The organism is Acidovorax sp. JHL-3, from assembly GCF_000526295.1.
GTDB classification, from domain to species: Bacteria; Pseudomonadota; Gammaproteobacteria; order Burkholderiales; family Burkholderiaceae_C; genus Acidovorax; species Acidovorax defluvii.
In genome coordinates this window covers 1989254-2013071 of sequence record NZ_JAFU01000001.1, presented here as the reverse complement: position 1 = coordinate 2013071, position 23818 = coordinate 1989254, and the positions used below count along the sequence as shown (strand labels likewise).

20 protein-coding genes are annotated in these 23818 nt (G+C 66.0%); 11 read left to right on the top strand and 9 right to left on the bottom strand.

All coding sequences use genetic code 11. From position 1 onward, the window contains the following. The first annotated feature begins 22 nt into the window (after window positions 1–22). The 4 genes from K226_RS0109470 (at window position 23) to K226_RS0109455 (ending at window position 6317) form a co-directional block, all read left to right on the top strand. A complete protein-coding gene (locus K226_RS0109470; RefSeq protein ID WP_024814578.1) occupies window positions 23–1549 on the top strand; it encodes a GGDEF domain-containing protein in 1527 nt (508 codons plus the stop codon). A gap of 54 nt (window positions 1550–1603) precedes the next feature. Then, window positions 1604–3181, top strand: a complete 1578-nt coding sequence (locus K226_RS0109465; protein WP_024814577.1) for an alkaline phosphatase — start codon at window positions 1604–1606, stop codon at window positions 3179–3181. Window positions 3182–3343: 162 nt separating this feature from the next. Further along, window positions 3344–5179 carry a gamma-glutamyltransferase family protein gene (locus K226_RS0109460; RefSeq protein WP_024814576.1) on the top strand — a complete coding sequence of 612 codons (1836 nt, stop codon included), beginning with the start codon at window positions 3344–3346 and terminating at the stop codon, window positions 5177–5179. Window positions 5180–5276: 97 nt separating this feature from the next. Beyond that, complete coding sequence (locus K226_RS0109455) at window positions 5277–6317, top strand: Ldh family oxidoreductase (protein WP_024814575.1); 1041 nt, start codon at window positions 5277–5279, stop codon at window positions 6315–6317. A gap of 37 nt (window positions 6318–6354) precedes the next feature. On the opposite strand, the gene bioD is transcribed toward K226_RS0109455, so the two are convergent. The 4 genes from bioD to K226_RS0109435 all read right to left on the bottom strand — a co-directional run bounded on the left by bioD (window position 6355) and on the right by K226_RS0109435 (window position 11569). Then, window positions 6355–6999, bottom strand: coding sequence for a dethiobiotin synthase (gene bioD, locus K226_RS0109450; protein WP_238324251.1), 645 nt, complete (start codon window positions 6997–6999; stop codon window positions 6355–6357). Between the two features lie 135 nt (window positions 7000–7134). Further along, a complete protein-coding gene (gene bioF / locus K226_RS0109445; protein ID WP_024814573.1) occupies window positions 7135–8352 on the bottom strand; it encodes an 8-amino-7-oxononanoate synthase in 1218 nt (405 codons plus the stop codon). Then, window positions 8342–9658 carry an adenosylmethionine--8-amino-7-oxononanoate transaminase gene (gene bioA, locus K226_RS0109440; protein ID WP_024814572.1) on the bottom strand — a complete coding sequence of 439 codons (1317 nt, stop codon included), beginning with the start codon at window positions 9656–9658 and terminating at the stop codon, window positions 8342–8344. Before bioA ends, bioF begins: the two co-directional genes overlap by 11 nt. 264 nt (window positions 9659–9922) lie before the next feature. Continuing rightward, entirely contained in the window at window positions 9923–11569 is a 1647-nt protein-coding gene (locus tag K226_RS0109435) for an acyl-CoA synthetase (protein WP_024814571.1), read from the bottom strand. A 279-nt stretch (window positions 11570–11848) separates the two neighbouring features. Here K226_RS0109435 and K226_RS0109430 point away from each other — a divergent pair, with 279 nt between their 5' ends. The 4 genes from K226_RS0109430 (at window position 11849) to rpoD (ending at window position 17965) form a co-directional block, all read left to right on the top strand. Next, a complete protein-coding gene (locus tag K226_RS0109430) occupies window positions 11849–12871 on the top strand; it encodes a cytochrome-c peroxidase (protein ID WP_035240967.1) in 1023 nt (340 codons plus the stop codon). Between the two features lie 33 nt (window positions 12872–12904). Continuing rightward, a complete protein-coding gene (locus K226_RS0109425) occupies window positions 12905–13327 on the top strand; it encodes a Fur family transcriptional regulator (RefSeq protein ID WP_024814569.1) in 423 nt (140 codons plus the stop codon). A 32-nt stretch (window positions 13328–13359) separates the two neighbouring features. Next, window positions 13360–15342, top strand: a complete 1983-nt coding sequence (dnaG, locus tag K226_RS0109420) for a DNA primase (protein WP_024814568.1) — start codon at window positions 13360–13362, stop codon at window positions 15340–15342. 253 nt (window positions 15343–15595) lie between these two features. After that, the gene (rpoD, locus tag K226_RS0109415; protein WP_024814567.1) at window positions 15596–17965 is read left to right on the top strand and encodes an RNA polymerase sigma factor RpoD; all 2370 of its coding nucleotides are present in this window, start codon (window positions 15596–15598) and stop codon (window positions 17963–17965) included. 206 nt (window positions 17966–18171) lie between these two features. Here the strand turns inward: rpoD and K226_RS20225 are convergent, their stop codons facing one another. The 3 genes from K226_RS20225 to K226_RS0109400 are packed head-to-tail and all read right to left on the bottom strand — an operon-like array spanning window position 18172 to window position 19791. Continuing rightward, entirely contained in the window at window positions 18172–18345 is a 174-nt protein-coding gene (locus K226_RS20225) for a hypothetical protein (RefSeq protein WP_236637047.1), read from the bottom strand. A gap of 46 nt (window positions 18346–18391) precedes the next feature. Then, window positions 18392–18547, bottom strand: a complete 156-nt coding sequence (locus K226_RS20220) for a hypothetical protein (protein WP_236637048.1) — start codon at window positions 18545–18547, stop codon at window positions 18392–18394. Further along, the gene (locus tag K226_RS0109400) at window positions 18544–19791 is read right to left on the bottom strand and encodes a CaiB/BaiF CoA-transferase family protein (RefSeq protein WP_024814565.1); all 1248 of its coding nucleotides are present in this window, start codon (window positions 19789–19791) and stop codon (window positions 18544–18546) included. The genes K226_RS20220 and K226_RS0109400 overlap by 4 nt, the downstream gene beginning before the upstream one ends. Window positions 19792–19808: 17 nt before the next feature. Between K226_RS0109400 and K226_RS0109395 the strand changes: the two genes are divergently transcribed. The 3 genes from K226_RS0109395 to K226_RS0109385 all read left to right on the top strand — a co-directional run bounded on the left by K226_RS0109395 (window position 19809) and on the right by K226_RS0109385 (window position 21066). Next, on the top strand, window positions 19809–20096 hold the full coding sequence (locus K226_RS0109395) for a LysR substrate-binding domain-containing protein (RefSeq protein WP_255346696.1): 288 nt from the start codon (window positions 19809–19811) through the stop codon (window positions 20094–20096). Between the two features lie 167 nt (window positions 20097–20263). Further along, window positions 20264–20572, top strand: coding sequence for a helix-turn-helix domain-containing protein (locus K226_RS0109390; RefSeq protein WP_024814563.1), 309 nt, complete (start codon window positions 20264–20266; stop codon window positions 20570–20572). 137 nt (window positions 20573–20709) lie between these two features. Next, the gene (locus K226_RS0109385; RefSeq protein ID WP_024814562.1) at window positions 20710–21066 is read left to right on the top strand and encodes an FKBP-type peptidyl-prolyl cis-trans isomerase; all 357 of its coding nucleotides are present in this window, start codon (window positions 20710–20712) and stop codon (window positions 21064–21066) included. Window positions 21067–21387: 321 nt separating this feature from the next. Here the strand turns inward: K226_RS0109385 and K226_RS0109380 are convergent, their stop codons facing one another. Both K226_RS0109380 and K226_RS0109375 read right to left on the bottom strand, forming a co-directional pair. Further along, window positions 21388–23487 (bottom strand): VC_2705 family sodium/solute symporter, encoded by a 2100-nt coding sequence (locus tag K226_RS0109380; protein WP_024814561.1) that lies wholly within the window; start codon window positions 23485–23487, stop codon window positions 21388–21390. Then, on the bottom strand, window positions 23480–23815 hold the full coding sequence (locus K226_RS0109375) for a DUF4212 domain-containing protein (protein WP_024814560.1): 336 nt from the start codon (window positions 23813–23815) through the stop codon (window positions 23480–23482). The genes K226_RS0109380 and K226_RS0109375 overlap by 8 nt, the downstream gene beginning before the upstream one ends. Window positions 23816–23818: the final 3 nt, after the last annotated feature.

The window sequence follows — 23818 nt, the reverse complement described above, 5'->3', positions numbered from 1 at the left end:
CCCCTGACACGGATGCTCGCACATGGCGGACCGACAACCCTCTGAAATTGCCCGCGAAACGCTCAAGCAACTGGCCATCCGACGGCTGGCCCCAACGCCAGACAACTATCTGGCGCTGTATGACGAAATTGCCGGCATCCGCACCCCACCGGCGTTCCCGGACGGGCCGCTAAAACACATTCTGCGGGTGCTCCCGGGCCAGACCCTGGCACAAAAGCGGCTGCTGGGCCAGTTGGAGCGGGCGGTGGACAACAGGGACTGGACATCGCTGCAAAGCGTGATGGTGGGCTACGCCAATCTGGGGCTCAACCCGGCCACCGCCGAACCCGTGGCCGCCGAAACCACCGCGTTGACCATCCTGCCCGAAGACCTGGCAGAACTGCTGGCCCGCCTGATCGACAACACGCTGCCCGCGCTGGGCGAAGACGATGCACGCGTGCATGAAATGGCCCAGCAGCTGACCAAGTTGCTGCGCGAGCCCGCCCCGCCCGTATCGACGGTGCAGCTGATGCTGGGCAACTTCACTTATCGCCTGTCGTTTGCCACCGAAGACCAGGCCGCCATTCGCGCCAGCTTGCTCGAACTGCTGCACATGGTGTTTGAAAATATCGCCGCGCTAAGCGTGGATGACCGCTGGCTTAACGGCCAGGCCGAGGCCCTGATGGCGGCCTCCACACCGCCGCTCACGCTGCGCCGGCTGGACGATGTGCAGCGGCGCCTGAAAGACGTGATCTTCAAGCAGACCGAAGCCCACGCCCGCACCGTCGAGGCCCAGGAGCAGATGAGGGACATGCTGTCCACCTTTATCGAGCGCCTGGCAAAAATCACCGACTCCAGCACCACCTACCAGGGCACGATGGAACGCTGCGCCGATCTCATTGGCAAAGCTACCACCCTGGAGGAAATTGCCCCCGTGCTGCAGGAAGTGATGCAAGCCACCCGCTCCATGGCGCTGGACAGCCGGACGGCCCACGACGAGCTTCACGAACTGCGCGAGCGCACCGAACTCAAGCGGGCGCAGGTGGCACAACTGCAGCAGGAACTCGACCGCGCCAGCGCCCAGGCACGCCACGACCCGCTCACCGGCTCGCTCAACCGCAAGGGGCTGGACGAGGCCATGGAGCGTGAGCTGGCCCGTGCGCGCCGCATGGGTGCGCCGCTGTGTCTGGCGCTGCTCGACATCGACAATTTCAAGACCATCAACGACCGCCTCGGCCACACCGCCGGCGATGCGGCGCTGGTGCACCTGACCCAGGTCACCCGCGAAGTCATGCGCCCCCAGGACCTGCTGGCCCGCTATGGCGGCGAAGAGTTCGTGCTGATCTTGCCCGACACCACCGTCGCCAACGGCGTAGCCGCCATGACGCGCCTGCAGCGCGAGCTGACCACCCGCTTCTTTCTGCAAGGCACCGAAAAATTGCTGATCACCTTCAGCGCCGGGGTGGCCCAGCTGGGTGACGGCGAGACCAGCGCCGATGCCATTCGTCGGGCCGACAAAAGCATGTACCTGGCCAAACGCTCGGGCAAGAACCGCGTCATGGCCGCCTGAGCGGCTGGAGCGGCTGTCGCTTTCGCCCTGCAGCCAGCCGCGACACTCCGCACCATGACACCCCTGCAACGCCGCGCCTTCCTACAGCGTGCCGCCCTGGTGGCCGCTGCCGGCACCCTGCCCCGCTGGGCCTGGAGCAACCACCCGCTGCAGCACGACCCGTTTGCCCTGGGCGTGGCCAGCGGCGACCCCACACCCGACGGCGTGGTGCTCTGGACTCGACTGCTGCCAACACAGCACGGCGATCTCAGCGATCCGTTCACCGTGCGCTGGGAGCTGGCCGACGACCCGGCCTTTCGGCGCATCGTGCAGCGCGGGCAGGCCACGGCGCTTCCCGCACTGGGCCACAGCGTGCATGTCGAGCTCACCGGGCTGGCCCCGGCCCGCTGGTACCACTACCGCTTCATGCTGGGCGACGCCATCAGCGCCACGGGCCGCACCCGTACCGCACCTGCGGCCGATGCCATGGACGCCCATCTGCGCATCGCCTTTGCCTCATGCCAGCGCTGGGAGCACGGCCACTACGCCGCGTGGCGCCACCTGTGCGCTGACCAGCCCGACCTGGTGCTGTTCCTGGGCGACTACATCTACGAATACGCATCGCCACCAGCCACCACGGGCCTGGCCCGCGTGCACGCGCTGCGGCACGCCAGCACCCTGGCCGACTTCCGCGACCGCTATGCGCTGCACAAAAGCGACCCGGCCCTGCAGGCCGCCCATGCCGCCTGCCCGTGGGCCGTCACCTGGGATGACCACGAGGTGCAGAACGACTACGCCGGCGCCCAAGGCAAGGGCAGCCAGGGCGACCCAGTCGCTTTTCTGGCCCTGCGCAGCGCTGCCTGGCAGGCGTTTTACGAAAACATGCCGCTGCGTGCAGCCAGCCTGCTGGCGCCCGACTTTGGTGCCCTGCAGGTGTACCGGCGCCTGCGCTGGGGCAGGCTGGCCCAGGTGCACCTGCTCGACACCCGTCAGCACCGCCAGTGGCAGGCTTGCCGCCCGGCCGACACGGGCGGGGCTGCCGCCGTGCGCCCGCAAGACTGTGCCGCCCACGCCGACCCGCAACGCACCCTGCTGGGCGCTGCGCAGGAGCAGTGGCTTGATGCGGGCCTGGCCGCCGATGCACAGCACGACCGCACCCGCTGGAGCGTGATCGCGCAGCAAACCCTGTTCTCGCCCCGCCGCTACCCCTCGGGCGTGGTCTCCACCGACAGCTGGGACGGCTACCCCGGCGCCCGCGCGCGCCTGCTGCAGTCACTGGCCCGCCACGCACCGCGCAACAGCGTGCTGCTGGGCGGCGACATCCACCAGAACTATGTCTGCAAGGTGCTCACCGATGCCGGCTCGGACGGCCAGCAGCCTGCCGGGCCGGTGGTCGCCAGCGAGTTCTGCGGCACCTCGATCAGCTCGCGCGCGGGCACCACACAGGACAAGGTCGATGCCATCGCCCGCCACAACCCGCATGTGCTGTTGGCGCGCTGCGACCAGCGTGGCTACGGCCTGGCCGACATCACCCCGCAGCACTGGACCACCAGCTTGCGGGTGGTGGACGACCCCTTGCGGGCCGACAGCGGCGCATCCACCCTGGCGCGCTTCGTGGTGGAAGACGGGCGGGCCGGCCCCGTACTGATGTGAACCGATTAGCTCACGAAATGATAGCTAGTGGCGTTTACAGGTAAAGCGCTAGAGGCCAAAAACAGCACAAATCCAAGGCGCTGTTCCGCAATGTAACAACGGTCGGCCCCCAACCGCCCGCCCGCTACCATGGATTCCCGCCCACCCCATGGAGAACACCGGATGCCCAAGACCACCCCCCTTCGCATTGCGCTGATCGCCGCCGCCGCGCTGCTGGCCGGTTGCAACACCGCACCGCCGCTGGCCTACACCGTGCCCAGCCAGCCCGAGGGCTCGTCGGGCACCACCGAAAAACCGGGCTGGGCCACCGAGAAGTTTGCCGTGGCCGCAGCCAACCCGCTGGCCACCGACGCGGGCTACCAGGTGCTCAAGGCGGGCGGCTCGGCCATCGACGCGGCCATTGCGGTGCAGATGGTGCTGACGCTGGTCGAGCCGCAGTCGAGCGGCATTGGCGGCGGCGCCTTCCTGCTGCATGCTGCGGGTGCCCGCGTGGAAGCCTATGACGGGCGCGAGACAGCACCCGCTGCCGTCACCGACAAGCTCTTCATCGGCGCGGACGGCAAGCCCCTGCCGTTCAACGATGCCGTGGTGGGTGGGCGGTCGGTGGGCGTGCCGGGTACGGTGCGCATGCTGGAGCTGGCACACCGCGAGCATGGCAAGCTGGCATGGGCGCAGCTGTTCGAGCCCGCCATCCAACTGGCCGAGGGCGGCTTCAAGGTCAGCGCCCGGCTCAACACCTTGCTGGCCAACGACAAATTCCTGTCCAAAGACCCCGTGGCCGCCGCCTACTTCTACGACACCGCTGGCAAACCCTGGCCCGTGGGCCATGTGCTGAAGAACCCCGAGTTGGCTGCCGTGCTGCGGGCCATCGCCCGGCAAGGCTCAAAGGCGCTGCTGGAGGGCGACGTGGCCCAGGCCATCGTGACCAAGGTGCGCACGCACCCCACCAATCCAGGCCAGCTCAGCCTGGCCGATCTGGCCGGTTACCAGCCCAAAAAGCGCGAAGCCCTGTGCACCAGCTACCAGGTTGCGCCCCGCAACTACCGCGTGTGCGGCTTTCCGCCGCCGAGTTCGGGCGCCATCGCCATCGGCCAGATCCTGGGCATCCTCCAAAACACCAACGCGGCTGCCATACCACTGCAAGACGGTCTGCGCGGCCCCGCCCCCGGCGCCGACTGGCTGCACCTCTACACCGAAGCGGCGCGCCTGGCCTTTGCCGACCGTGCGCTCTACGTGGCCGACCCCGATTTCGTGCAACCCCCGGCCGGCAGCTGGATGAGCCTGCTGGAGCCCGCCTATCTGGCCAGCCGCGCCCAACTGATCGGTGCGCAGAGCATGAAGGTGGCGCAACCGGGCACGCCGGGCGCCCTGCGCACCAGCTTTGCCCCCATGCCCGAGCAACCCGAATACGGCACCAGCCACATCAGTATCGTGGACGCCTTTGGCAACGCGGTGGCCATGACCACCACCATCGAAGACCAGTTTGGCTCACGCCAGATGGTCACCACCAGCGCCGCGCGCCGCGGGGGCTTTTTGCTCAACAACGAACTCACCGACTTCAGCTTTGCCCCCACCGACGCGCAGGGCCAGCCCATTGCCAACCGCGTGCAGCCGGGCAAGCGGCCGCGCTCGTCCATGGCGCCCACGCTGGTGTTTGACCAGGCCAGCGGCGAGCTTCTGATGAGCGGCGGCAGCCCCGGCGGCGCGGCCATCATCCACTACACGGCCAAGGCGCTGTATGGCGTGCTCAACTGGGGCCTGATGCCCCAGCAGGCCATCAACCTGCCCAATTTCGGCTCCATGAACGGCCCCACGCTGCTGGAAGAAAACCGCTTCCCGCCCGCCACGGTGCAGGCCCTGCGCGCACGCGGCGCCGAGGTGCGCGAGATGAACATGACCAGCGGCCTGCAGGCCATCACCCGGGGCCAGGCCCATGGCAAAAAGGTATGGCTGGGCGGCGCCGACCCGCGGCGCGAAGGCGTGGTGATGGGTGACTGATAATAATCAGCATAAAAACAGGCTATAGCGCTTTATGCATAAGCGCAAGCAGCTATATAAAACATAGCGAATACACATGCCCGCACCGACTCCGCACATGCCCCACAGCACCGGCACTTCGCTGGTTTCCTGCGCCGAGCTGCAAGCCCTGCTCACCCAGATCTTTCTGCGCCACGGCACCTCGGCCGAAGTGGCGGCCGTGCTGGCCGCCAACTGCGCCAGCGCCCAGCGCGACGGCGCCGAAAGCCATGGCATCTTCCGCATCCCTGGCTACCTTTCCACGCTGGCCAGCGGCTGGGTCAACGGGCAGGCCGTGCCGCAGGTGCAAGACGTGGCACCCGGATACGTGGCCGTGGATGCCTGCAACGGCTTTGCACAACCGGCCCTACAGGCTGCGCGTGGCCTGCTGATCGACAAGGCGCGCCGCAACGGCATTGCGCTGCTGGCCATCCGCAACTCGCACCATTTCGCCGCGCTCTGGCCCGACGTGGAGCCCTTTGCCCGCGAAGGGCTGGTGGCGCTGGCCTTCGTGAACAGCATGGCCTGCGTGGTGCCCACGGGTGGGCACAAGGCCTTGTTTGGCACCAACCCCATCGCCTTTGCCGCGCCGCGCACAGGGGGCGACCCGCTGGTGTTTGACCTCGCCACCAGCGCCATCGCCCACGGCGACGTGCAGATTGCCGCGCGCGCGGGCCACACCCTGCCCGAGGGCTACGGCGTGGACCGCCACGGCCAGCCCACCTGCGACCCGGCCGCCATCCTGGACGGCGGTGCGCTGCTGCCGTTTGGCGGCTACAAGGGATCGGCCCTGTCGATGATGGTCGAGCTGCTGGCTGCGGCGCTCACGGGCGGCAACTTCTCGTTTGACTTTGACTGGTCGCAGCACCCCGGCGCCAAAACGCCCAGGACGGGCGAGCTGCTCATCGTGATCGACCCCGGCAAGGGCGCTGGCCACAATTTTGCGCAGCGCACCGAAACCCTGGTGCAGCAAATGCGCGCCGCCGGCCAGGCCCGCCAGCCCGGCGACCGCCGCTACCAGCAGCGCGCCGAATCCGAGCGCCACGGCATCGCGATCGACAGCGAAGAACTCGCCCGGCTGCGCGGCCTGGCAGCGGCACCCCAGCCGCCAGCCGGGTAAGCGCGCAAACCAGCTGCGCTCCGCGCCGGCCTCTGGCCTACGCGGCCTGCTGCGCCTGCAAAAGTGCCAGCGCCTTTGGCAGATGGGCCGCAATGGCTGCCGGATGCGGGTCGGAGAGCCGGGGCACATGGCCCAGGAAGGGTGCCAAAAGGCCCGCCTCCAGCGCCGCCAGGTTGTCGCCGCCATGCGGCATGGCGGCATCGACCGTGTTGGCCACCCAGCCGGCCAACTGCAGGCCGCGCGCGCGCACGGCTTCGGCCGTGAGCAGCGCGTGGTTGATGCAGCCCAGGCGCAGGCCCACCACCAGTACCACTGGCAGCCCCAGGTCCACGGCCAGGTCGGCGGTGTCCCAGCCAGGGACTAGCGGCACCCGAAACCCGCCCACGCCTTCGACAAATGCGATGTCCGCCCGCGCCGCCACACCGCGCACGGCGGCCAGCAGCGAATCGCGCGAGATGGTGCGGCCCTCCAGGCGGGCGGCGATGTGCGGCGCACAGGGCGTGCGCAGTTGCAGCGGGCCCACCTCGTCATCGCGCAGGTCCATGTTGCTGGCCGCGCGCAGGCGCAGCACGTCTTCATTGACCCAGCGGCCGTCCACGCAGTCTTGCCCCGCCGCCAGCGGCTTGATGGCAGCCGCGCGCAGGCCCGACTGCGCCGCCAGGTGCGTGAGCGCGGCGGTGATGGCGGTCTTGCCGATCTCGGTGTCGGTGCCGGTGATGAAAAATGCCCCCCACGCTCCGCCGCTTCGCGGGTCGCTGCCCCCCCGAGGGGGCTGCTTTTCATCTTGGGGCGGCCCGGCGACGAAAAAAACCGCGCGTCATGCCAGCTCCGCTGCGGCTTCGGCCAGCGCCTCCAGCAGGCGATCAATGTCAGCCGCGCTGTGCGTGCCACACAGTGTGATGCGCAGGCGTGCCGTGCCCGGCGCCACGGTGGGCGGACGAATCGCCGGCACGCGCAGACCGGCGCGGTCGAGGATGGCAGCCACCCGCAGCGCGGCAGCGTTTTCGCCAATGACCAGCGGCTGGATGGGTGTGTCCGACGCCACCAACCGCCAGCCCAGGCCAGGGTGGCGCGCCAGGATGGCGCCCACACCGTCCCGCAGCTGCGCCTGCAGGCGCACGAGGTTGGCGCGGCGCTGTTCGCCCTCTTCGCCCGCCATCAGCGCCAGGCTTTGCAGCAGCGCATGGGCCAGAGCGGGCGGCGCAGCGGTGGTGAAGATATAGGCACGCGCGGCCTGGATCAGGTATTGGATGACCGTGGGGTGCGCGGCCACAAAGGCGCCCGCCACACCGGCGGCCTTGCCCAGCGTGCCCACCATGATCAGCCGCTCGCTGCGCAGGCCAAAGTGCGCCAGTGTGCCGCGCCCCTGCGGCCCCAACACGCCGAAGCCATGGGCATCGTCCACCACCAGCCAGGCATCGTGCCGTTCGGCCAGCGCAAGCAGGGCATCGAGCGGGGCCACGTCGCCATCCATGCTGAACACCGCATCGGTGACGATCAGCTTGATACGGGCCGTGCAGGCACCCAGCAGCGCATCCAGCTGCGCCACATTGCAGTGCGCATAGCGCTGCACCGACGCCTTGGCCAGGCGTGCACCGTCGATCAGCGAGGCATGGTTCAGCTCTTCCGAAAAAATCACCGCATCGGCATCGCCCAGGGCCGTCAGCACCGCCAGGTTGGCCATGAAGCCGGTGCAGAAAAAAAGCGCCTCGGCGTCTGGAATGGCGGGCGCCACCGTGGCTGCCAGGGCACGTTCCAGCGCCGCGTGCGCGCTCGAATGCCCGCTGATGAGGTGCGACGAGCCCGAGCCAGCACCGTACAGGCGCGCGCCCTCGGCCAGCGCGTCGGCCAGCGCGGGGTGTGCGGCCAAGCCCAGGTAGTCGTTGCTGCAGAACATCAGCAGCTCACGCGATTGCCCGTCGGCGCCGCGCACGCGCTGCACCGGTGCCGTGGCGCTCTGGGCCTCGCGCAGCACGCGTGTCAGATCCTTGGCTGCGATGGCCTGCAGTTTCTGGTTCAGGTGGTCAAGCAGCATCCAACACCTCCGACAGCGTGGCCATCACGGCCTGGAACAAAAACTGCGCCGCGGGCGCGTCAATCAGGTAAGGCGGCATCAGGTACACCGTGGCGCCGATGGGGCGGATCAGCAGCTCGTGCGCGCGTGCGGCCAGGTGAAAGCGCTCGGCAAACCGCTCACCGGGTTCGCGCACGTCGAACGCCAGAATCATCCCGCGCTGGCGCAGGTGGTGCACGCGCGGATCGGTGGCCAGCGGCGCGAAGGCCTCGGCCAGCAGCCGGGCCTGCACGCGGTTTTTTTCCAGCACCTGGTCGGCAGCAAAGCGGTCGAGCACGGCATTGGCCGCCGCGCAGGCCAGTGCGTTGCCGGTGTAAGAGTGCGAATGCAGAAAACCGCGCCCCACCTGCTCGCTCCAGAAGCTCTGGTAGACCGTTTCGGTGGTCAGCACCAGCGACAGCGGTAAGGTGCCGCCGCTGATGCCCTTGGACAGCGTGATGAAGTCGGGCCAGCCGCACTCGCCCTGCTCGAATGCAAAGAAGGTGCCGCTGCGCCCGCAGCCCACCGCGATCTCGTCGGCAATGAGGTGGATATCGAACTCGTCGCACAGCGCCCGCACGGCGCGCAGGTAAGAGGGCTCGTGCATGGCCATGCCTGCGGCGCACTGCACCAGCGGCTCGATGATGAGGGCGGCCACATGGCCGCGCCGCGCGGTGAGCACGCGGCGCAGGTCGGCCAGCGCGCGCGCCTCGCTGCCCGGGCCCTGGCGCGCATCGGGCGAATCGACGATGTGGGCGCGCATCAGCAGCGGGTCGTAGGCATCGCGGAACACCGCCACATCGGTCACGGCCAGCGCGCCAATGGTCTCGCCGTGGTAGCCGTTGCGCAGGCAGACGAATTCGCGCTTGTCCGCCTGGCCCCGGTTGCACCACGAATGAAAGCTCATCTTCAGCGCGATCTCGACGGCCGAGGCGCCGTCGCTGGCAAAGAAGGCGTGGCCCAGGGCGCCACCGGTCAGTGCCGAGAGCTTTTCTGCCAGCTCGACCGCGGGCGCATGGGTGCAGCCGGCCAGCATGACGTGGGGCAGGGTTTCCAGCTGGTGCGTGATGGCGGCGCGGATACCGGCATCCGAGTGCCCGAACAGGTTGACCCACCACGAGCTGTTGGCGTCGAAATAGCGCCGCCCTTCCAGGTCGAAAAGCCAGGGCCCTTCACCCCGGGCGATGGCCAGCGGTGGCGTGACGGCGGCACGCGCCATCTGGGTGCAGGGATGCCAGAGCGCAGCCAGGCTGCGGGCGGCCAGATCGGGGGAGTTCAGGGACTTCAATCAACAACTCACTTGCCCGGAAAACCGGGCATGGATGAAGGGCCGGCGCAAGGCACATGCACGCCCCCGCGCGGATGGGGATGAAAAACCGGGGCAAGTATCGCACCCGGACTCCACCCCGGTCACACCGCTTTATCGGCGCACCGAAGCCAGGGGGCAGTATTTGAACCAAATAGGGCACTAGCCCTTATGGATAAAGCGCAACCAGCTATTAATACAATAGCAATCAAAACACTGCCAGCGTGGCCGGCAGTGCTGCCTCGGTCAGACGTTGATCGCCGTGGCCGAGCCCGCCTGCTTGCGCAGCTCGAACTTCTGGATCTTGCCCGTGGCGGTTTTGGGTATTTCGCCAAACACCACGGCGCGCGGCACCTTGAAACCGGCCAGGTGCTTCTTGCAATGCTGCACGATGTCATCGGCCGAGGTCTGCGCGCCGGCTTTCAGCTCCACGAAGGCGCAGGGGGTTTCTCCCCACTTCGCGTCGGGCTTGGCCACCACGGCGGCGGCCAGCACGTCGGGGTGGCGGTAGAGCACGTCTTCCACCTCGATGGACGAGATGTTCTCGCCGCCCGAGATGATGATGTCCTTGCTGCGGTCCTTGATCTTGATGTAGCCGTCGGGGTATTGCACGGCCAGATCGCCGCTGTGAAACCAGCCTCCGGCAAAGGCTTCCTCGGTGGCCTTGGGGTTCTTGAGGTAACCCTTCATGGCAATGTTGCCCTTGAACATGATCTCGCCCATGGTTTCGCCGTCCCAAGGCACGGGGTGCAGGGTTTCGGGGTCGAGCACCTGCACATCACGCTGCAGGTGGTAGCGCACGCCCTGGCGGGCGTTGAGGCGCGCGCGCTCGCCGATGTCGAGGTCGTTCCAGGCATCGTGCTTGGCGCACACCGTGGCCGGGCCGTACACCTCGGTGAGGCCATAGACATGGGTCAGATCGAAGCCCATCTTCTCCATGCCCTCGATCATCGAGGCGGGCGGCGCAGCGCCGGCCACCATGGCCTTGACGCCTGCGGGCACCCCTTCCTTCATCGCGGCCGGGGCGTTGACCAGCAGGCCGTGCACGATGGGCGCGCCGCAATAGTGGGTAACGCCGTGGTTGCGGATGGCATCAAAGATCGCCTGCGCCTCCACCCGGCGCAGGCACACGTTGACACCCGCGCGCGCCGCCACCGTCCACGGAAAGCACCAGCCGTTGCAGTGGAACATGGGCAGCGTCCACAGATAGACCGCGTGCTTGGGCATGTCCCACTCCAGCACGTTGCTGATGGCGTTGGTGGCCGCGCCCCGGTGGTGGTAGACCACGCCCTTGGGGTTGCCGGTGGTGCCGGATGTGTAGTTGAGAGCAATGGCATCCCACTCGTCGCCGGGCAGCTCCCACGCGAACTGCGGGTCGCCGTTGGCCAGGAATTCTTCATAGGTGCGCTCGCCCAGGCGCTGGCTGGCGGGACCATACAGTGCGTCCTCCACATCAATCAGCAGCAGCGGCGCCTGGCTCTGGCGCAGCGCCAGGGCCTTGGCCATGGTGCCCGCGAACTCGGGGTCCACGATCACGGCCTTGGCCTCGCCGTGGTCGAGCATGAAGGCAATGGCCTCGGGGTCGAGCCGCGTATTCAGCGCGTTGAGCACGGCGCCTGCCATGGGCACGCCAAAGTGCGCCTCCACCATCGGCGGCGTGTTGGGCAGCATCACGGCCACGGTGTCGTTCTTGCCGATGCCCGAGCGCGCCAGCGCGCTGGCCAGTTGGCGGCAGCGCGCGTAGGTCTGGGCCCAGGTCTGGCGCAGATCGCCATGCACGATGGCCAGGCGGTCGGGATAAACCTCGGCGGTGCGCTCGATGAAACCCAGCGGCGACAGGGGCGCAAAGTTGGCTTCAGTGCGGGGCAATTGCTGGTCGTAGATGCTGGTCATGGCGGTTTCTCCGGTACGGCGACACATGGACTGTATCCAGTCCTGCGCCCGGACTTGCGCCGGTGTTTGATGCAGCGCAATAACCATACTACCGATATGGATTGAAATCAGTCTGCCGTCTGGACTGAGTCCGAGTCAGATCTCCTACCCGGGGGTCTGCCCTCCCGGTTCATGAAGAGATTGCGCAGTTGCCTGGCTGCGCCGTTTCTGCGGCCGCCCTCTGCACGCCAGCGTGCCGGAAGGCGCATTCACCCAGAGCCAGGTATTTACGGAGTAAACATGACAACCCGAATGGCCACCCCTCTGAGAGCCCTTGCCGCCGCCCTTGCCACATCGGCCGCGCTTCTGGCCGCAGGGCCCCTGCAGGCTGCCAACAACGAGCCCATTTCGCCCATCAAACCCGCCAAGGTGACGAACCCTGCGGTGGTGGAGTTGGGCAAGAAACTGTTCTTCGATCCACGCCTGTCGCGCTCGGGCTTCATTTCGTGCAACTCTTGCCACAACCTGGGCATGGGCGGCAGCGACAACCTCAAGACCTCCATCGGCCACAACTGGCAAAAGGGCCCCATCAACTCGCCCACGGTGCTCAACTCCAGCCTGAACCTGGCCCAGTTCTGGGATGGCCGCGCCAAGGATCTGCAGGCACAGGCCGGCGGGCCCATCGCCAATCCGGGCGAAATGGCTTTCACGCACGAGCTGGCCATTGACCTGCTGGCCTCCATTCCTGCCTATCGCACCGAGTTCAAGAAGGCGTTCAAAAAGGAGCCGATCGATATCGACCAGGTCACCAAGGCCATTGCCGCGTTCGAAGAAACGCTGGTCACACCCAACTCGCGCTTCGACCAGTGGCTGGTCGGCAAGACCACCGCACTGACAAAGGACGAGCTGGCGGGTTACCAGCTCTTCAAGACCAGCGGCTGCGTGGCCTGCCACAACGGCCCGGCCGTGGGTGGCAACTCGTTCCAGAAAATGGGCGTCGTCGAACCCTACAAGGACACGACCGGTGCCGAAGGCCGATCTGCCGTCACGGGCAAGGACGCCGACCGCTTCAACTTCAAGGTGCCTACGCTGCGCAATGTGGAGCTGACCTACCCCTACTTCCACGATGGTGCAGCGGATACCCTGGCGCAGGCGGTGGATACCATGGGCCGCATTCAGCTGGGCCGCACCTTCACCGACGACGAGAACGCCAAGATCGTGGCCTTCCTCAAGACGCTGACGGGCGACCAGCCCAAGTTCATGCTGCCCATCCTGCCGCCATCGAGCGACAAGACACCGCGTCCCCAGCCATTCGACAAATAATCCAGCCACCCGGAAGAGAAAAGAAAAAGGCCCATGGAGACAATCACTTCCGGCGCTGTGTACGAGCGCCTGCAAGTGGCCGGCGTGCTGCCCACCTTGCAGCGCCTGGCCATCGGCGCGGTTTTGCTGCAGCGGCCCGTGCACATGACGGCTGAGCAAGTTCTGGCCGCTGCACGCACACACCTGGCGGGCATCTCGCGCGCCACCGTTTATGGCACGCTGCAAACCTTCGTGCAGCACGGCCTGCTGCGCGAACTGGTGATGAACGGCGAAGCAACCATCTATGACTCGAACACCCGTGCACACCACCACATCTACCATATTGATACCGGCGAGGTGCACGACCTGCCCGACGGCCAGTTGAAGGTAAGCGGCATGCCCGCGCTGAGGGACGACCTGGAAATGGCCGAAGTGGACATCATCGTGCGCGTTCGCAGCCGCAAAACCGTGGGCTGAGCCGCACGCGCAGGATCGTTCAAAATACCCGGGTGTCGATCCCCCAATCATTCATCCAGGAACTGCTCGCGCGCGTTGACGTGGTGGATATCGTGGGCCGCTACGTGCAGCTCAAAAAGGGCGGCGCCAATTTCATGGGGCTGTGCCCCTTTCATGGCGAGAAATCGCCCTCTTTCAGCGTCAGCCCCGCCAAGCAGTTCTATCACTGCTTTGGCTGCGGCAAGAACGGCAACGCCATCAGCTTTTTGATGGAGCACGCCGGCATGGGCTTCATCGAGGCCGTGCAGGACCTGGCCCAGCAGGTGGGCCTGCAGGTGCCGGACGATGACATTTCCCCCCAAGAGAAAGAGCGTGCAGCCGCCGCCCGGCAAAAGCAGGCCACGCTGACCGATGTGCTTGAAAAAGCCGCCGAGGCCTACCGCCAGCAACTGCGCACATCACCCCGGGCCGTGGCGTATTTCAAGGGCCGGGGCGTGTCGGGCGCGGTGGCCAAGCGCTATGGCCTGGGCTATGCCCCCGAAGGCTGGCGCAGCCTGGCCAGCGTTTTCCCGCACTACGACGACCCGCTGCTCGAAGAAAGCGGGCTGGTCATCGTGAACGACGAGGACGGCGGCAAACGCTACGACCGCTTCCGCGACCGGGTGATGTTCCCCATCCGCAATGTGAAGGGCGAGTGCATCGGCTTTGGCGGGCGCGTGCTGGGGGACGACAAGCCCAAATACCTCAATTCGCCGGAAACCCCGGTGTTCCACAAGGGCCGCGAGCTCTATGGCCTGTTCGAGGCCCGCACCGCCATCCGCGAGCAGGGCTATGCACTGGTCACCGAGGGCTACATGGACGTGGTGGCGCTGGCGCAGCTGGGTTTCCCGAACGCCGTGGCCACGCTGGGCACGGCCTGCACACCCGAACATGTGCAAAAGCTGCTGCGCTTCACCGACTCCGTGGTGTTCAGCTTTGATGGCGACACCGCCGGCCGCCGGGCAGCCCGCAAGGCGCTTGATGGCGCCCTGCCCCATGCCAGCGACACGCGCAGCATCAAGTTTTTGTTTCTGCCGCCCGAGCACGACCCCGACAGCTTTGTGCGCGCGCATGGCTCCGACGCCTTTGCCCGCCATATTGGCGATGCCGTTCCGCTGAGCCGCTTCCTGATCGAAGCCGCCAGCGAAAGCTGCGACCTGGGCACGGCAGAAGGCCGCGCGCACATGGCCAGCAATGCCCGGCCGTTGTGGAGCGCATTGCCCGAGGGCGTGCTGCGGCGCCAGGTGCTCACCGAGCTGGCCCAGCTCGCCCAGCTGGACGCGCACGACCTGTCCGATCTCTGGAGCAAGACCGCCGCCCAGGAGGCAGCGCGCCACCCCGGCCCCGGCGCCAGCGCCTCACACCGCCATGCCGCCGCCCAGGCAGACGAGCCCCCGTGGGGCGCGCCGGCCGAACCCGGCTGGCAATCGCCCGGCGGCGGCGCCTACGGCTCGCCCCAGAAACCACCCTTTCGCAAGGGCAGCGACTGGAAAGGCGGCAGCTGGAAAAAGAAGGACGCCGCACCCTGGCCGCCCCAGCCACGCCTGCCGCGCACCCCCACCGCCAGCCGGGCAGACCACGCCGCACGCCTGCTTTTGTCGCACATGGCGTTTCTGGAAGATCTGACACACGACGACCACGCCGCGCTGTGCGCCCTGCCCGCTCCGCACGGCCCGCTGTTCAGCTGGCTGGAAGGGCAATTGCACGAGCACGGCCCGCTGGCCTGGGCGCTGCTGCGGGAAAGCCTGCGGGGCCATCCCTGTGAAGCCCTGGCATTGAAAGTGATGACCGGCTCGCACGCCCAGACCGAGGGCGATCTGCACGAATTGCGGCTGGAGCTGCGCGACCTTTTGAACCGCATGCTGATCGAAGACATCAACGCCCAGCAAAAAGCCCTGATTCTTCAGGCCGCGCAAGACCCCACTGCGCTCGAACGCTACCGCGCCCTGGAGCAGCGGCGCAACATTCTGCAGGGCATCGCGCCGCGTAGCGCTTGAAATATCGTGTGGCCGGTATAATGTAGGGTTTGTCGGCAAGAGCGACAGCAGCACCTCCGAGCCGGACCACCGTGACAAACGCGCACAACCGTCCACCCATCGCAAGGACTGCACACCAAATGTTCGCCCAGACATCTTGCCCTTGAGGATCACTCCTCTACCTGCAGCAGCTCTGCTTTTGCAGTGTCACCCGCGCCGGGATCTGAGGCGCTTGCGTTTTCTTTGTGTCCGTTTTTGACTCCGAGGTTGTTTTATGCCTGCTCAAAAGTCCGCGAAGCCGCTCAAGTCCGCCCCAGGCACCGCCGCGAAGGCTGTCTCCAAAACCGCTGCCAAAGCACCGGCCAAAGCCGCGCCCCCCAAGGCCGCCGCTGCCGCCCCTGCCCCGGCTGCCAAGAAAGTCAAAACTGTGTCCGTGAAAAGTTCTGCCGAGCTGATTAAAGCTGCCGATGAATTGCTGAAGAAAAAGCCTGCCCGCGCCGCAGCAGCCCCGTCCGATGGCGACGAACCCCCTAAAAAACGCCCCGGCCGTCCGGCCAAGGCCGCCGGCACCGCCGAAGCCAAGGTCCCCGCCAAACGCGGCCGCAAGCCCAAGGCCGCTGCGGGCGAAATCAGCAGTGACGAAGCAGACCTGTCCGACATCGAATCCGATCTCGAAGGCGAAGTGGAACCCGAGACAGAAGCCACCCCCACGGCCGAGAAGGTCAAGCCCCTGCGCATGAAGATCAGCAAGGCGAAAGAGCGCGCCTTGATGAAGGAATTCGGCCTGGACGAAACCGTCCTGTCCGAAGAAGACATGGCCAAGCGCCGGGCGCGCCTGAAGACCCTGATCAAGCTGGGCAAGACGCGCGGCTACCTCACGCACGTTGAAATCTCCGACCACCTGCCTGACAAGCTGGTCGATGCCGAAACCCTCGAAGCCGTCATCACCACGCTGAACGATCTGGGCGTGGCGGTTTACGAGCAGACGCCCGATGCAGAGGCGCTGATCATCACCGACAACGCCCCCGCGGGCGCCACCGAAGAAGAAGCCGAAGAAGCCGCCGAGGCCGCACTGTCCACCGTGGACAGCGAGTTCGGCCGCACCACCGACCCCGTGCGCATGTACATGCGCGAAATGGGCACCGTGGAGCTGCTCACGCGCGAAGGCGAAATCGAAATCGCCAAGCGCATCGAAGGCGGCCTGATGGCCATGATGGAGGCGATCAGCGCATCGCCCGCCACCATTGCCGAAATCCTGAACATGGGCGAAGACATCCGCGAAGGCAAGGTGGTCATCTCCACCATCGTGGACGGTTTCTCCAACCCCAACGAGGCCGACGACTATGTGGCCGAAGAAGACTTCGACGAATTCGACGAAGCCGATGACGACGACGGCAAGGGCGGCTCCAAGGCCCTGACCAAAAAGCTCGAAGAGCTCAAGAAGCAGGCGCTGGAGCGCTTTGACAAGCTGCGCGAGCTGTTCGAAAAAGTGCACAAGATCTACGACAAGGAAGGCTACGGCACGCCTGCCTACGTGAAGGCCCAGGCCGCCTTGTCCGAAGAGCTGATGACCATCCGCTTCACGGCCAAGACCATCGAGAAGCTGTGCGACATGGTGCGCGGCCAGGTCGATGATGTGCGCAAAAAAGAGCGCGAGCTGCGCCGCATCATCGTGGACAAGTGCGGCATGCCCCAGGAAACCTTCATCAAGGACTTCCCGGCCAACCTGCTCAACCTCAAGTGGGTGGAAAAGCAGGCTGCGGCCGGCAAGCCATGGTCGACCATCATGGCGCGCAACATCCCGCCTATCCAGGATCTGCAGCAAAAGCTGACCGACCTGCAATCGCGCGTAGTCGTGCCGCTGGCCGAACTCAAGGGCATCAACAAGCGCATGAACGAGGGTGAATCGACCTCGCGCGATGCCAAGAAGGAAATGATCGAGGCCAACCTGCGCCTGGTGATTTCGATCGCCAAGAAGTACACCAACCGTGGCTTGCAGTTCCTCGACCTGATCCAGGAGGGCAACATCGGCCTGATGAAGGCGGTGGACAAGTTCGAATACCGCCGCGGCTACAAGTTCTCGACCTATGCGACGTGGTGGATCCGCCAGGCCATCACAAGGAGCATCGCCGACCAGGCCCGCACCATCCGCATCCCGGTGCACATGATCGAAACGATCAACAAGATGAACCGCATCAGCCGCCAGCACTTGCAAGAGTTTGGTTTTGAGCCCGATGCGTCCATCTTGGCAGCCAAGATGGAGATCCCCGAGGACAAGATCCGCAAGATCATGAAGATCGCCAAAGAGCCGATCTCCATGGAAACCCCCATCGGCGACGACGACGACAGCCACCTGGGCGATTTCATCGAAGACGGTGCCAACACCGCTCCCATCGAAGCCGCCATGCAGGCCGGTCTGCGCGACGTGGTCAAGGACATTCTGGATGGCCTGACCCCACGCGAAGCCAAGGTGCTGCGCATGCGCTTTGGCATCGAAATGACCAGCGACCACACACTGGAAGAAGTGGGCAAGCAGTTTGACGTGACGCGCGAGCGCATTCGCCAAATAGAAGCCAAGGCGCTGCGCAAGTTGAAGCACCCCAGCCGCTCGGACAAGCTGCGCAGCTTTATCGACTCGCTGTAAACCGCACCGCAATCACCCTGGCAACAGGGTCTGGTCGCGCAGACACCCCAGCCACCCACCCGGTGCTGGGGCGTCGTGCTTTGGGGGTGACCTGGTACTGGGAACAGGCCGCTTCAGAGAATATGAATCAAAATAGCCTCCAGCGATTTATGGATAAGCGCCCATAGCTATATAAATAATAGCAATCAATCCAGCTTGAACCCTGACTACGCCACCAGTTTGGCCATGCGGCTGACCTCGCTGCGAAAGAAGGCGGCCGTTGAATCAGGAGGCGGGCTTTGCAGCTGGTAGCCCTGCGCCAGCAAGGCAACGCGCACCTCTGAAACCGCCACCGCGCTGCGCACCGCCTGGTAGGCGCGCTCCACCCCGGGTTTGGGCACGCCTGCAGGCCCCGCCACCGCCACCCAGCCGTCCAGCCGTCCAGCGCTAATGGGGCAGGCCCTGCGCGACGATCGTCGGCAAATCGGGCAGCAGGGGCGAACGGGTGGGGGACGACAAACCGATGGCCCGCCGTGCGCCCGGCTTCACATGGGACGCCGCCACGGCAATGGCAACGAACGCTATCTGGATCTGGCGATTCATGCCACCGCCCCTTGTGCCCGTAAGGCCTGCACCTGCTCGCCGGTGTAACCCAGCTCTTCCATGATCTCGGCGGTGTGCTGGCCCAGCACGGGCGGCTGCAGGCGCACGCCCAGCCGCTGGCCGTCCATGCGCAACGGGAACAGCGTGGTGCGAGCGGTCTGCCCGGCACGCTCGCCATCGGGCAGCGTGATGTCGGCCAGGCCACCGGTGGCGTTGAGGTGCGGGTCGTCAAACAGCTGGTCGGGCCGCAGGATGGGCGCAAAAGGCAGTCCGTTTTTCTCGAAGATGACCGTCAGCTCGGCAGCGCTGTAAGCGGCCAGGCGCTGGCGCAGATCGGGCAGCATCGTGGCACGCTGGCGCACGCGGTCGTTGTTGGTCGCCAGTTGCGGATCGGCCTTGAGGTCGGCAAAGCCCAGGGCATCACAAAAGGTGATCCACTGCGCATCGCTCACAGCGGCCAGAAAAATCTGCTCGCCATCCTTCACGCTGAACACGTCGTACAGCGCCCACGACGAAATGCGCTCGGGCATGGGCGCGGCAGGCTGGCCGGTGACGGCGTATTGCATCATGTGCTGGCCCACCAGAAACACGTTGTTCTCGAACAGGGCCGAGTCCACCTCCTGCCCGCGCCCGGTGATGCCGCGCTGCATCAGCGCCGCCATGGCCCCGATGGCACCAAACATTCCGCCCATGATGTCGTTGACGCTGGTGCCCGCGCGCAGCGGGTCGCCGGGGCGGCCCGTCATGTAGGCCAGGCCGCCCATCATCTGCACCACCTCGTCCAGCGCGGTGCGGTGCTCGTAGGGGCCGGGCAGAAAACCGGTGTGGTTCACATAGATGAGGCGCGGGTTGAGCTGGCTCAGTGCCGCATAGTCGAGCCCGTATTTGGTCATCACGCCGGGCTTGAAGTTTTGCGCCACCACGTCGGCCGAGGCCGCCAGCTTGCGCGCCACCTCCAGCCCCTCGGGGCGGCGCAGGTCGAGCGCAATGCTCTTCTTGTTGCGGTTGAACATGGGGAAAAAACCCGCGCCCGCGCCCAGCAGGTGGCGGGTGCGGTCGCCCTCCACGGGCTCGACCTTGATGACTTCGGCCCCCAGATCGGCCAGCACCATGCCGCAGGTGGGGCCCATGACCATGTGGGTGAACTCCACCACGCGCAGCCCCGCCAGGGGCAAGGGGCGCGATGTGGTGCCAGGGGTGGACGATGAAGCAGGGGCAGCAGGTGACGAAGGTGCAGAAGTCATGGGGCTCACGATAAAGGATACAGTGGAACGATGAAGCCACGGCAGCCGGCGCGCTGACCGCAGCGGCCACTTGCGCCCGGGCCAACCTGGCCATCAGCGTGGTGCCGCGCGAGGTGGCCGGGCCCTTTGCCCGCACGGCCCCGGTGCGCATTGTTCCCCTGAGCGATGCCTGGGCACGCCGCCGTTTTGCCGTGTGTTACCGCAGCAGCCAGACGCTTCCACCCTGCGCACGGCTGCTGGTGGACCACCTGGCGCGTGCCGGCGAGCCCGATCACCTCGTTCGTGGCCCGCATGCAACACTTTGAAATGGTTTGAGGCAATTTACGGGGCAGGTGCATGTGCACTGTGCCTTTTGAGCTACCAAACTTGTAGCAAAACGGGTTCCGCGCTATAGTCGCAGCGCTCCCTCGGACGTGGTGCCTTTCGCGCCACCCCGAAATTTGACCCAACACTCGCGCGAGGAGAAACATCCATGAGCTCCAAAGAAAATGCCGCCATCAACCAGCTGTTTGAACGGCTTGAATGCCGTTACGCACTGCGCGTGCTCTGGGCCCTGCGCGATGGCCACCCCCAGACCTTCCGCCTGCTGCAAGACAGTGTGGGCGGCATCACGCCCAACACCTTGAACACCCGCATCAAGGAACTGCGCGAGGCCGGCTTTGTCGACCACGGCAGCGACGGTTACACCGTCACCCCGTCGGGCGCCGATCTGCTCAAGCGCCTGTCGGACGTGCAAGCCTTTGCCACCCGCTGGGTAGCGGGCCGCGCCAAGAAGGCCTGAAGCAGCGCCCATCCGCTGACCCGCGCTGCCCTGCCCGCTTGCCGGGTTTTTGCTAAAATACGGGCCAAAATGGCTGCTAGCGCACTATCCATAAGCGCTAGCAGCTATATTTTTAATAGCACCCAAGGAATTTCACCATGGCACTGACCACCACCGCATCCGGCCTGCAATACGAAGACACCGTCATCGGCGAAGGCGCCGAAGCCACCAAGGGCCAGAACGTCTCGGTGCACTACACCGGCTGGCTTTACAACAATGGCGAGCAAGGTGCCAAGTTCGACTCTAGCCGCGACCGCAACGACGCCTTCGCGTTCTCGCTGGGCGCGGGTATGGTCATCAAGGGCTGGGACGAAGGCGTGCAAGGCATGAAGATCGGTGGCCAGCGCACCCTGATCATCCCGGCCGCACTGGGCTATGGCGCACGCGGCGCCGGCGGTGTGATTCCCCCCAACGCCACGCTGAAGTTCGACGTGGAACTGCTGGGCGTGCGCTGAAACAGCGGCTCCCCTCTCCCAGCACCAAGGGATGACCTGCATTACCCCCTGCGGTCTGTGATAGCGCGCCCTCGGGCGATCCACTGCGTTGCTTATCTTTCCAATAGTGGGGCTACTGGCTGCAAAAAGACGCCTTGCGGCCCATCCCGATCCGCACTACCACCGACGCGCGAGGGTTGTGCAGGTCATCCAAAGCGGCCCCTGTGGCCGTTTTTTTGATTGCGGGGTTGTGCAGGCTGGCCGGCACACCTGGCACACTCTGCGCGGTATTGGCTGTCGGCGAAACGGCTCCTGTTGCCCGATTGCGCAGGCTGGCAGTGCCTACATCTCGGAGCGCACCAGGGGCAGCGCTGGAGCCGGTCGGGTGATGCGGCTCACCACCACCGCCACGATCAGCCCTGCGGGCACGCCAAACACCCCCGCAGAAATGGGCTGGATGCCAAACCACAGGCCATCCGCCAGCAACCAGCCCGCCCAGGTGCGCAAGACGGGCACATGCGAAAGCATGTAATACACGGCAATGCCCAGCCCGGCGAGCATGCCGGCCACCGCCCCCTGGCGCGTGGTTCCGCGCCAGAAGATACCCAGCACCATCACCGGCACAAAGGCCGACGCAGCCAGAGAAAACGACGCAGACACGAGCGGCAGAATTTCGGCCGGCTTGAGTGCCGCTACAAACGCCGCCGCCAGCGCCACCGACAGCAAGGTGAACTTGGTCAGGATGACGCGCTGTTCGGGCGATGCCTCCCGGGGAGCCCCGCGGTAATAGAGGTCGCGCACCAGCGCGTTGCTGATGGTCAGCAGCAGCCCGTCGGCAGTGGACAATGCCGCCGCCAGCCCGCCCGCAGCCACCAGGCCCGACACGACATACGGCAGCCCCCCCAGCTCTGGCGTGGCCAGCATGATGAGGTCGGCACCCAGCCGGATTTCGCCAAACTGCACCAGGCCATCGCCGTTCACGTCTTCCACCGACAACAGCGATGCGTCCACCCGGGCCCATTGCGCCAGCCAGTTGGGCAGGGTTTCAAAACTGCTGCCCACCAGGTTCTGCATGACCTCGAACTTCACCAGCACGGCCAGCGCTGGCGCGCTAAGGTAAAGCAAGGCAATGAAAAACAGCGACCACGCCACCGACGTCCGCGCCGCAGCCACCGAGGGCGCCGTGTAGTAACGGGTCAGCAAATGTGGCAGGCCCGCAGTGCCCACCATCAGGCAGAACATGAGCGCCAGGAAGTTGCGCCGCGCCAGTTCATACTCCTTTCGCTCATGCGGCGAGCCGTTGGGGTCGCCTGCGAAGGCCTGGCTGTGCAGCGGCAGGCCTCCCAGGGGGCGGGCGCGCTCATAGTTCTCGCGCATCTCGCGCGTCCAGCGCTCGCGCGCCGATGCCGCATCGCGGGGCAGCGAGACCAGCTCACGGCTGGCCGAAACAATCAGGCCCACATCGGCATTCTGGTCACGCAGGGCACGAACGCGTTCACGCGCCTTTTCGCGCTCGCGCTCCAGCGCGCCCTCCACGTCCTGCAGCCGCGCCTCGAAGTCCTGCGCCCGGCGCAAATAGGCCACCACCACCTGGTGCTCTGCCGGCGAGTCAAGCAGCCGCTCTTCCATATCGGCAATCTTGCCCAGCTGCGCGCCATACACCAGGGGCGCCATCGGATTGCCCAGCTGCTTGTAGGCCAGCCAGGACACCGGGATCAAAAAGGCCAGCAGCAGCACCACATATTGCGCCACCTGCGTCCAGGTGATGGCGCGCATGCCGCCCAGAAACGAGCACAGCAGCACACCGCCCAGCCCCAGCATGATGCCGATCTCAAATTGCACCCCCGTGAGGCGCGATGCAATCAGGCCCACGCCATAAATCTGGGCCACCACGTAGGTGAACGAGCACAGCACCGCCGCCAGCGCGGCAATGATGCGCGGCCAGCGCCCGCCAAAACGCACATGAAAAAAATCGGGCACCGTGTAAAGGCCCATGGCACGCAGATGCGGGGCGATCAGCAGGGCCACCAGGCAAAAACCGCCGGTCCAGCCCAGCAGGTAGGCCAGCCCGCCCGCCTGGCCCGGCGTGCCAGAAAAACCCTGCAGATACAGCGCACCCGACAGGCTGATGAACGAGGCGGCGCTCATCCAGTCGGCCGCCGCCGCCATTCCGTTGTAGACGGGCGGAATGCGCCGCCCCGCCACGTAATACTCTTCGGGATCGGTGGTACGGCCGTACACACCGATACCGGCGTAGACCATTACCGTGAGAAACAGGAAGATCGGGCCGATCCAGTGCCTCGAAAGCCCCCGCTGCTCTGCCCAGGCCATCAGGGCCAGAAATGCCACCACCCCCACCACATACAGGGCAAAGATGCGGTGCAGGCGCCAAAGGTAGGCCTTGTCGTCACCCCCCTGTTTAGCACGACCGGGATCAGCCATGGGGTCTGGCCGGTACCGGCGCGCGCTCTGCCATCTGCGCAGCCGCCTGTGCGGCGTCCTGGCGCTCAAAGCGGTTCATGGCCCAGCAGTAGGCCACGACGATGGCAATGAACATCAACACCGCGCCTTGGGCGGCGATCCAGTAACCCAGCGGCCAGCCCCCTGCCACCAGCAATTGCAGGTCGCGGGCAAAGAATGTGGCCACAAATGAGACCAGCACCCACAGCAAGAGCAGCCCCCCCTTGAGCCACAGGTGGCGCACATCGTGCAGATCTGGTGGGAAGGGCCCGGCCAGCTCGGGCTCGTGGGTTTTTTTCAGGGGCCGCATCCA

Excerpts from the sequence above, each read along its gene's own strand:
- K226_RS0109470 (WP_024814578.1), top strand. The coding sequence starts at position 23 with ATGGCGGACCGACAACCCTCTGAAATTGCCCGCGAAACGCTCAAGCAA.
- K226_RS0109400 (WP_024814565.1), bottom strand. The coding sequence starts at position 19,791 with ATGACTTCTGCACCTTCGTCACCTGCTGCCCCTGCTTCATCGTCCACC.
- K226_RS0109465 (WP_024814577.1), top strand. The coding sequence starts at position 1,604 with ATGACACCCCTGCAACGCCGCGCCTTCCTACAGCGTGCCGCCCTGGTG.
- K226_RS0109455 (WP_024814575.1), top strand. The coding sequence starts at position 5,277 with ATGCCCCACAGCACCGGCACTTCGCTGGTTTCCTGCGCCGAGCTGCAA.
- K226_RS0109425 (WP_024814569.1), top strand. The coding sequence starts at position 12,905 with ATGGAGACAATCACTTCCGGCGCTGTGTACGAGCGCCTGCAAGTGGCC.
- rpoD (WP_024814567.1), top strand. The coding sequence starts at position 15,596 with ATGCCTGCTCAAAAGTCCGCGAAGCCGCTCAAGTCCGCCCCAGGCACC.
- K226_RS0109460 (WP_024814576.1), top strand. The coding sequence starts at position 3,344 with ATGCCCAAGACCACCCCCCTTCGCATTGCGCTGATCGCCGCCGCCGCG.
- K226_RS0109430 (WP_035240967.1), top strand. The coding sequence starts at position 11,849 with ATGACAACCCGAATGGCCACCCCTCTGAGAGCCCTTGCCGCCGCCCTT.
- K226_RS0109390 (WP_024814563.1), top strand. The coding sequence starts at position 20,264 with ATGAGCTCCAAAGAAAATGCCGCCATCAACCAGCTGTTTGAACGGCTT.
- K226_RS0109380 (WP_024814561.1), bottom strand. The coding sequence starts at position 23,487 with ATGGCTGATCCCGGTCGTGCTAAACAGGGGGGTGACGACAAGGCCTAC.
- K226_RS20220 (WP_236637048.1), bottom strand. The coding sequence starts at position 18,547 with ATGAATCGCCAGATCCAGATAGCGTTCGTTGCCATTGCCGTGGCGGCG.
- K226_RS0109435 (WP_024814571.1), bottom strand. The coding sequence starts at position 11,569 with ATGACCAGCATCTACGACCAGCAATTGCCCCGCACTGAAGCCAACTTT.
- K226_RS0109385 (WP_024814562.1), top strand. The coding sequence starts at position 20,710 with ATGGCACTGACCACCACCGCATCCGGCCTGCAATACGAAGACACCGTC.
- bioF (WP_024814573.1), bottom strand. The coding sequence starts at position 8,352 with ATGCTGCTTGACCACCTGAACCAGAAACTGCAGGCCATCGCAGCCAAG.
- K226_RS0109375 (WP_024814560.1), bottom strand. The coding sequence starts at position 23,815 with ATGCGGCCCCTGAAAAAAACCCACGAGCCCGAGCTGGCCGGGCCCTTC.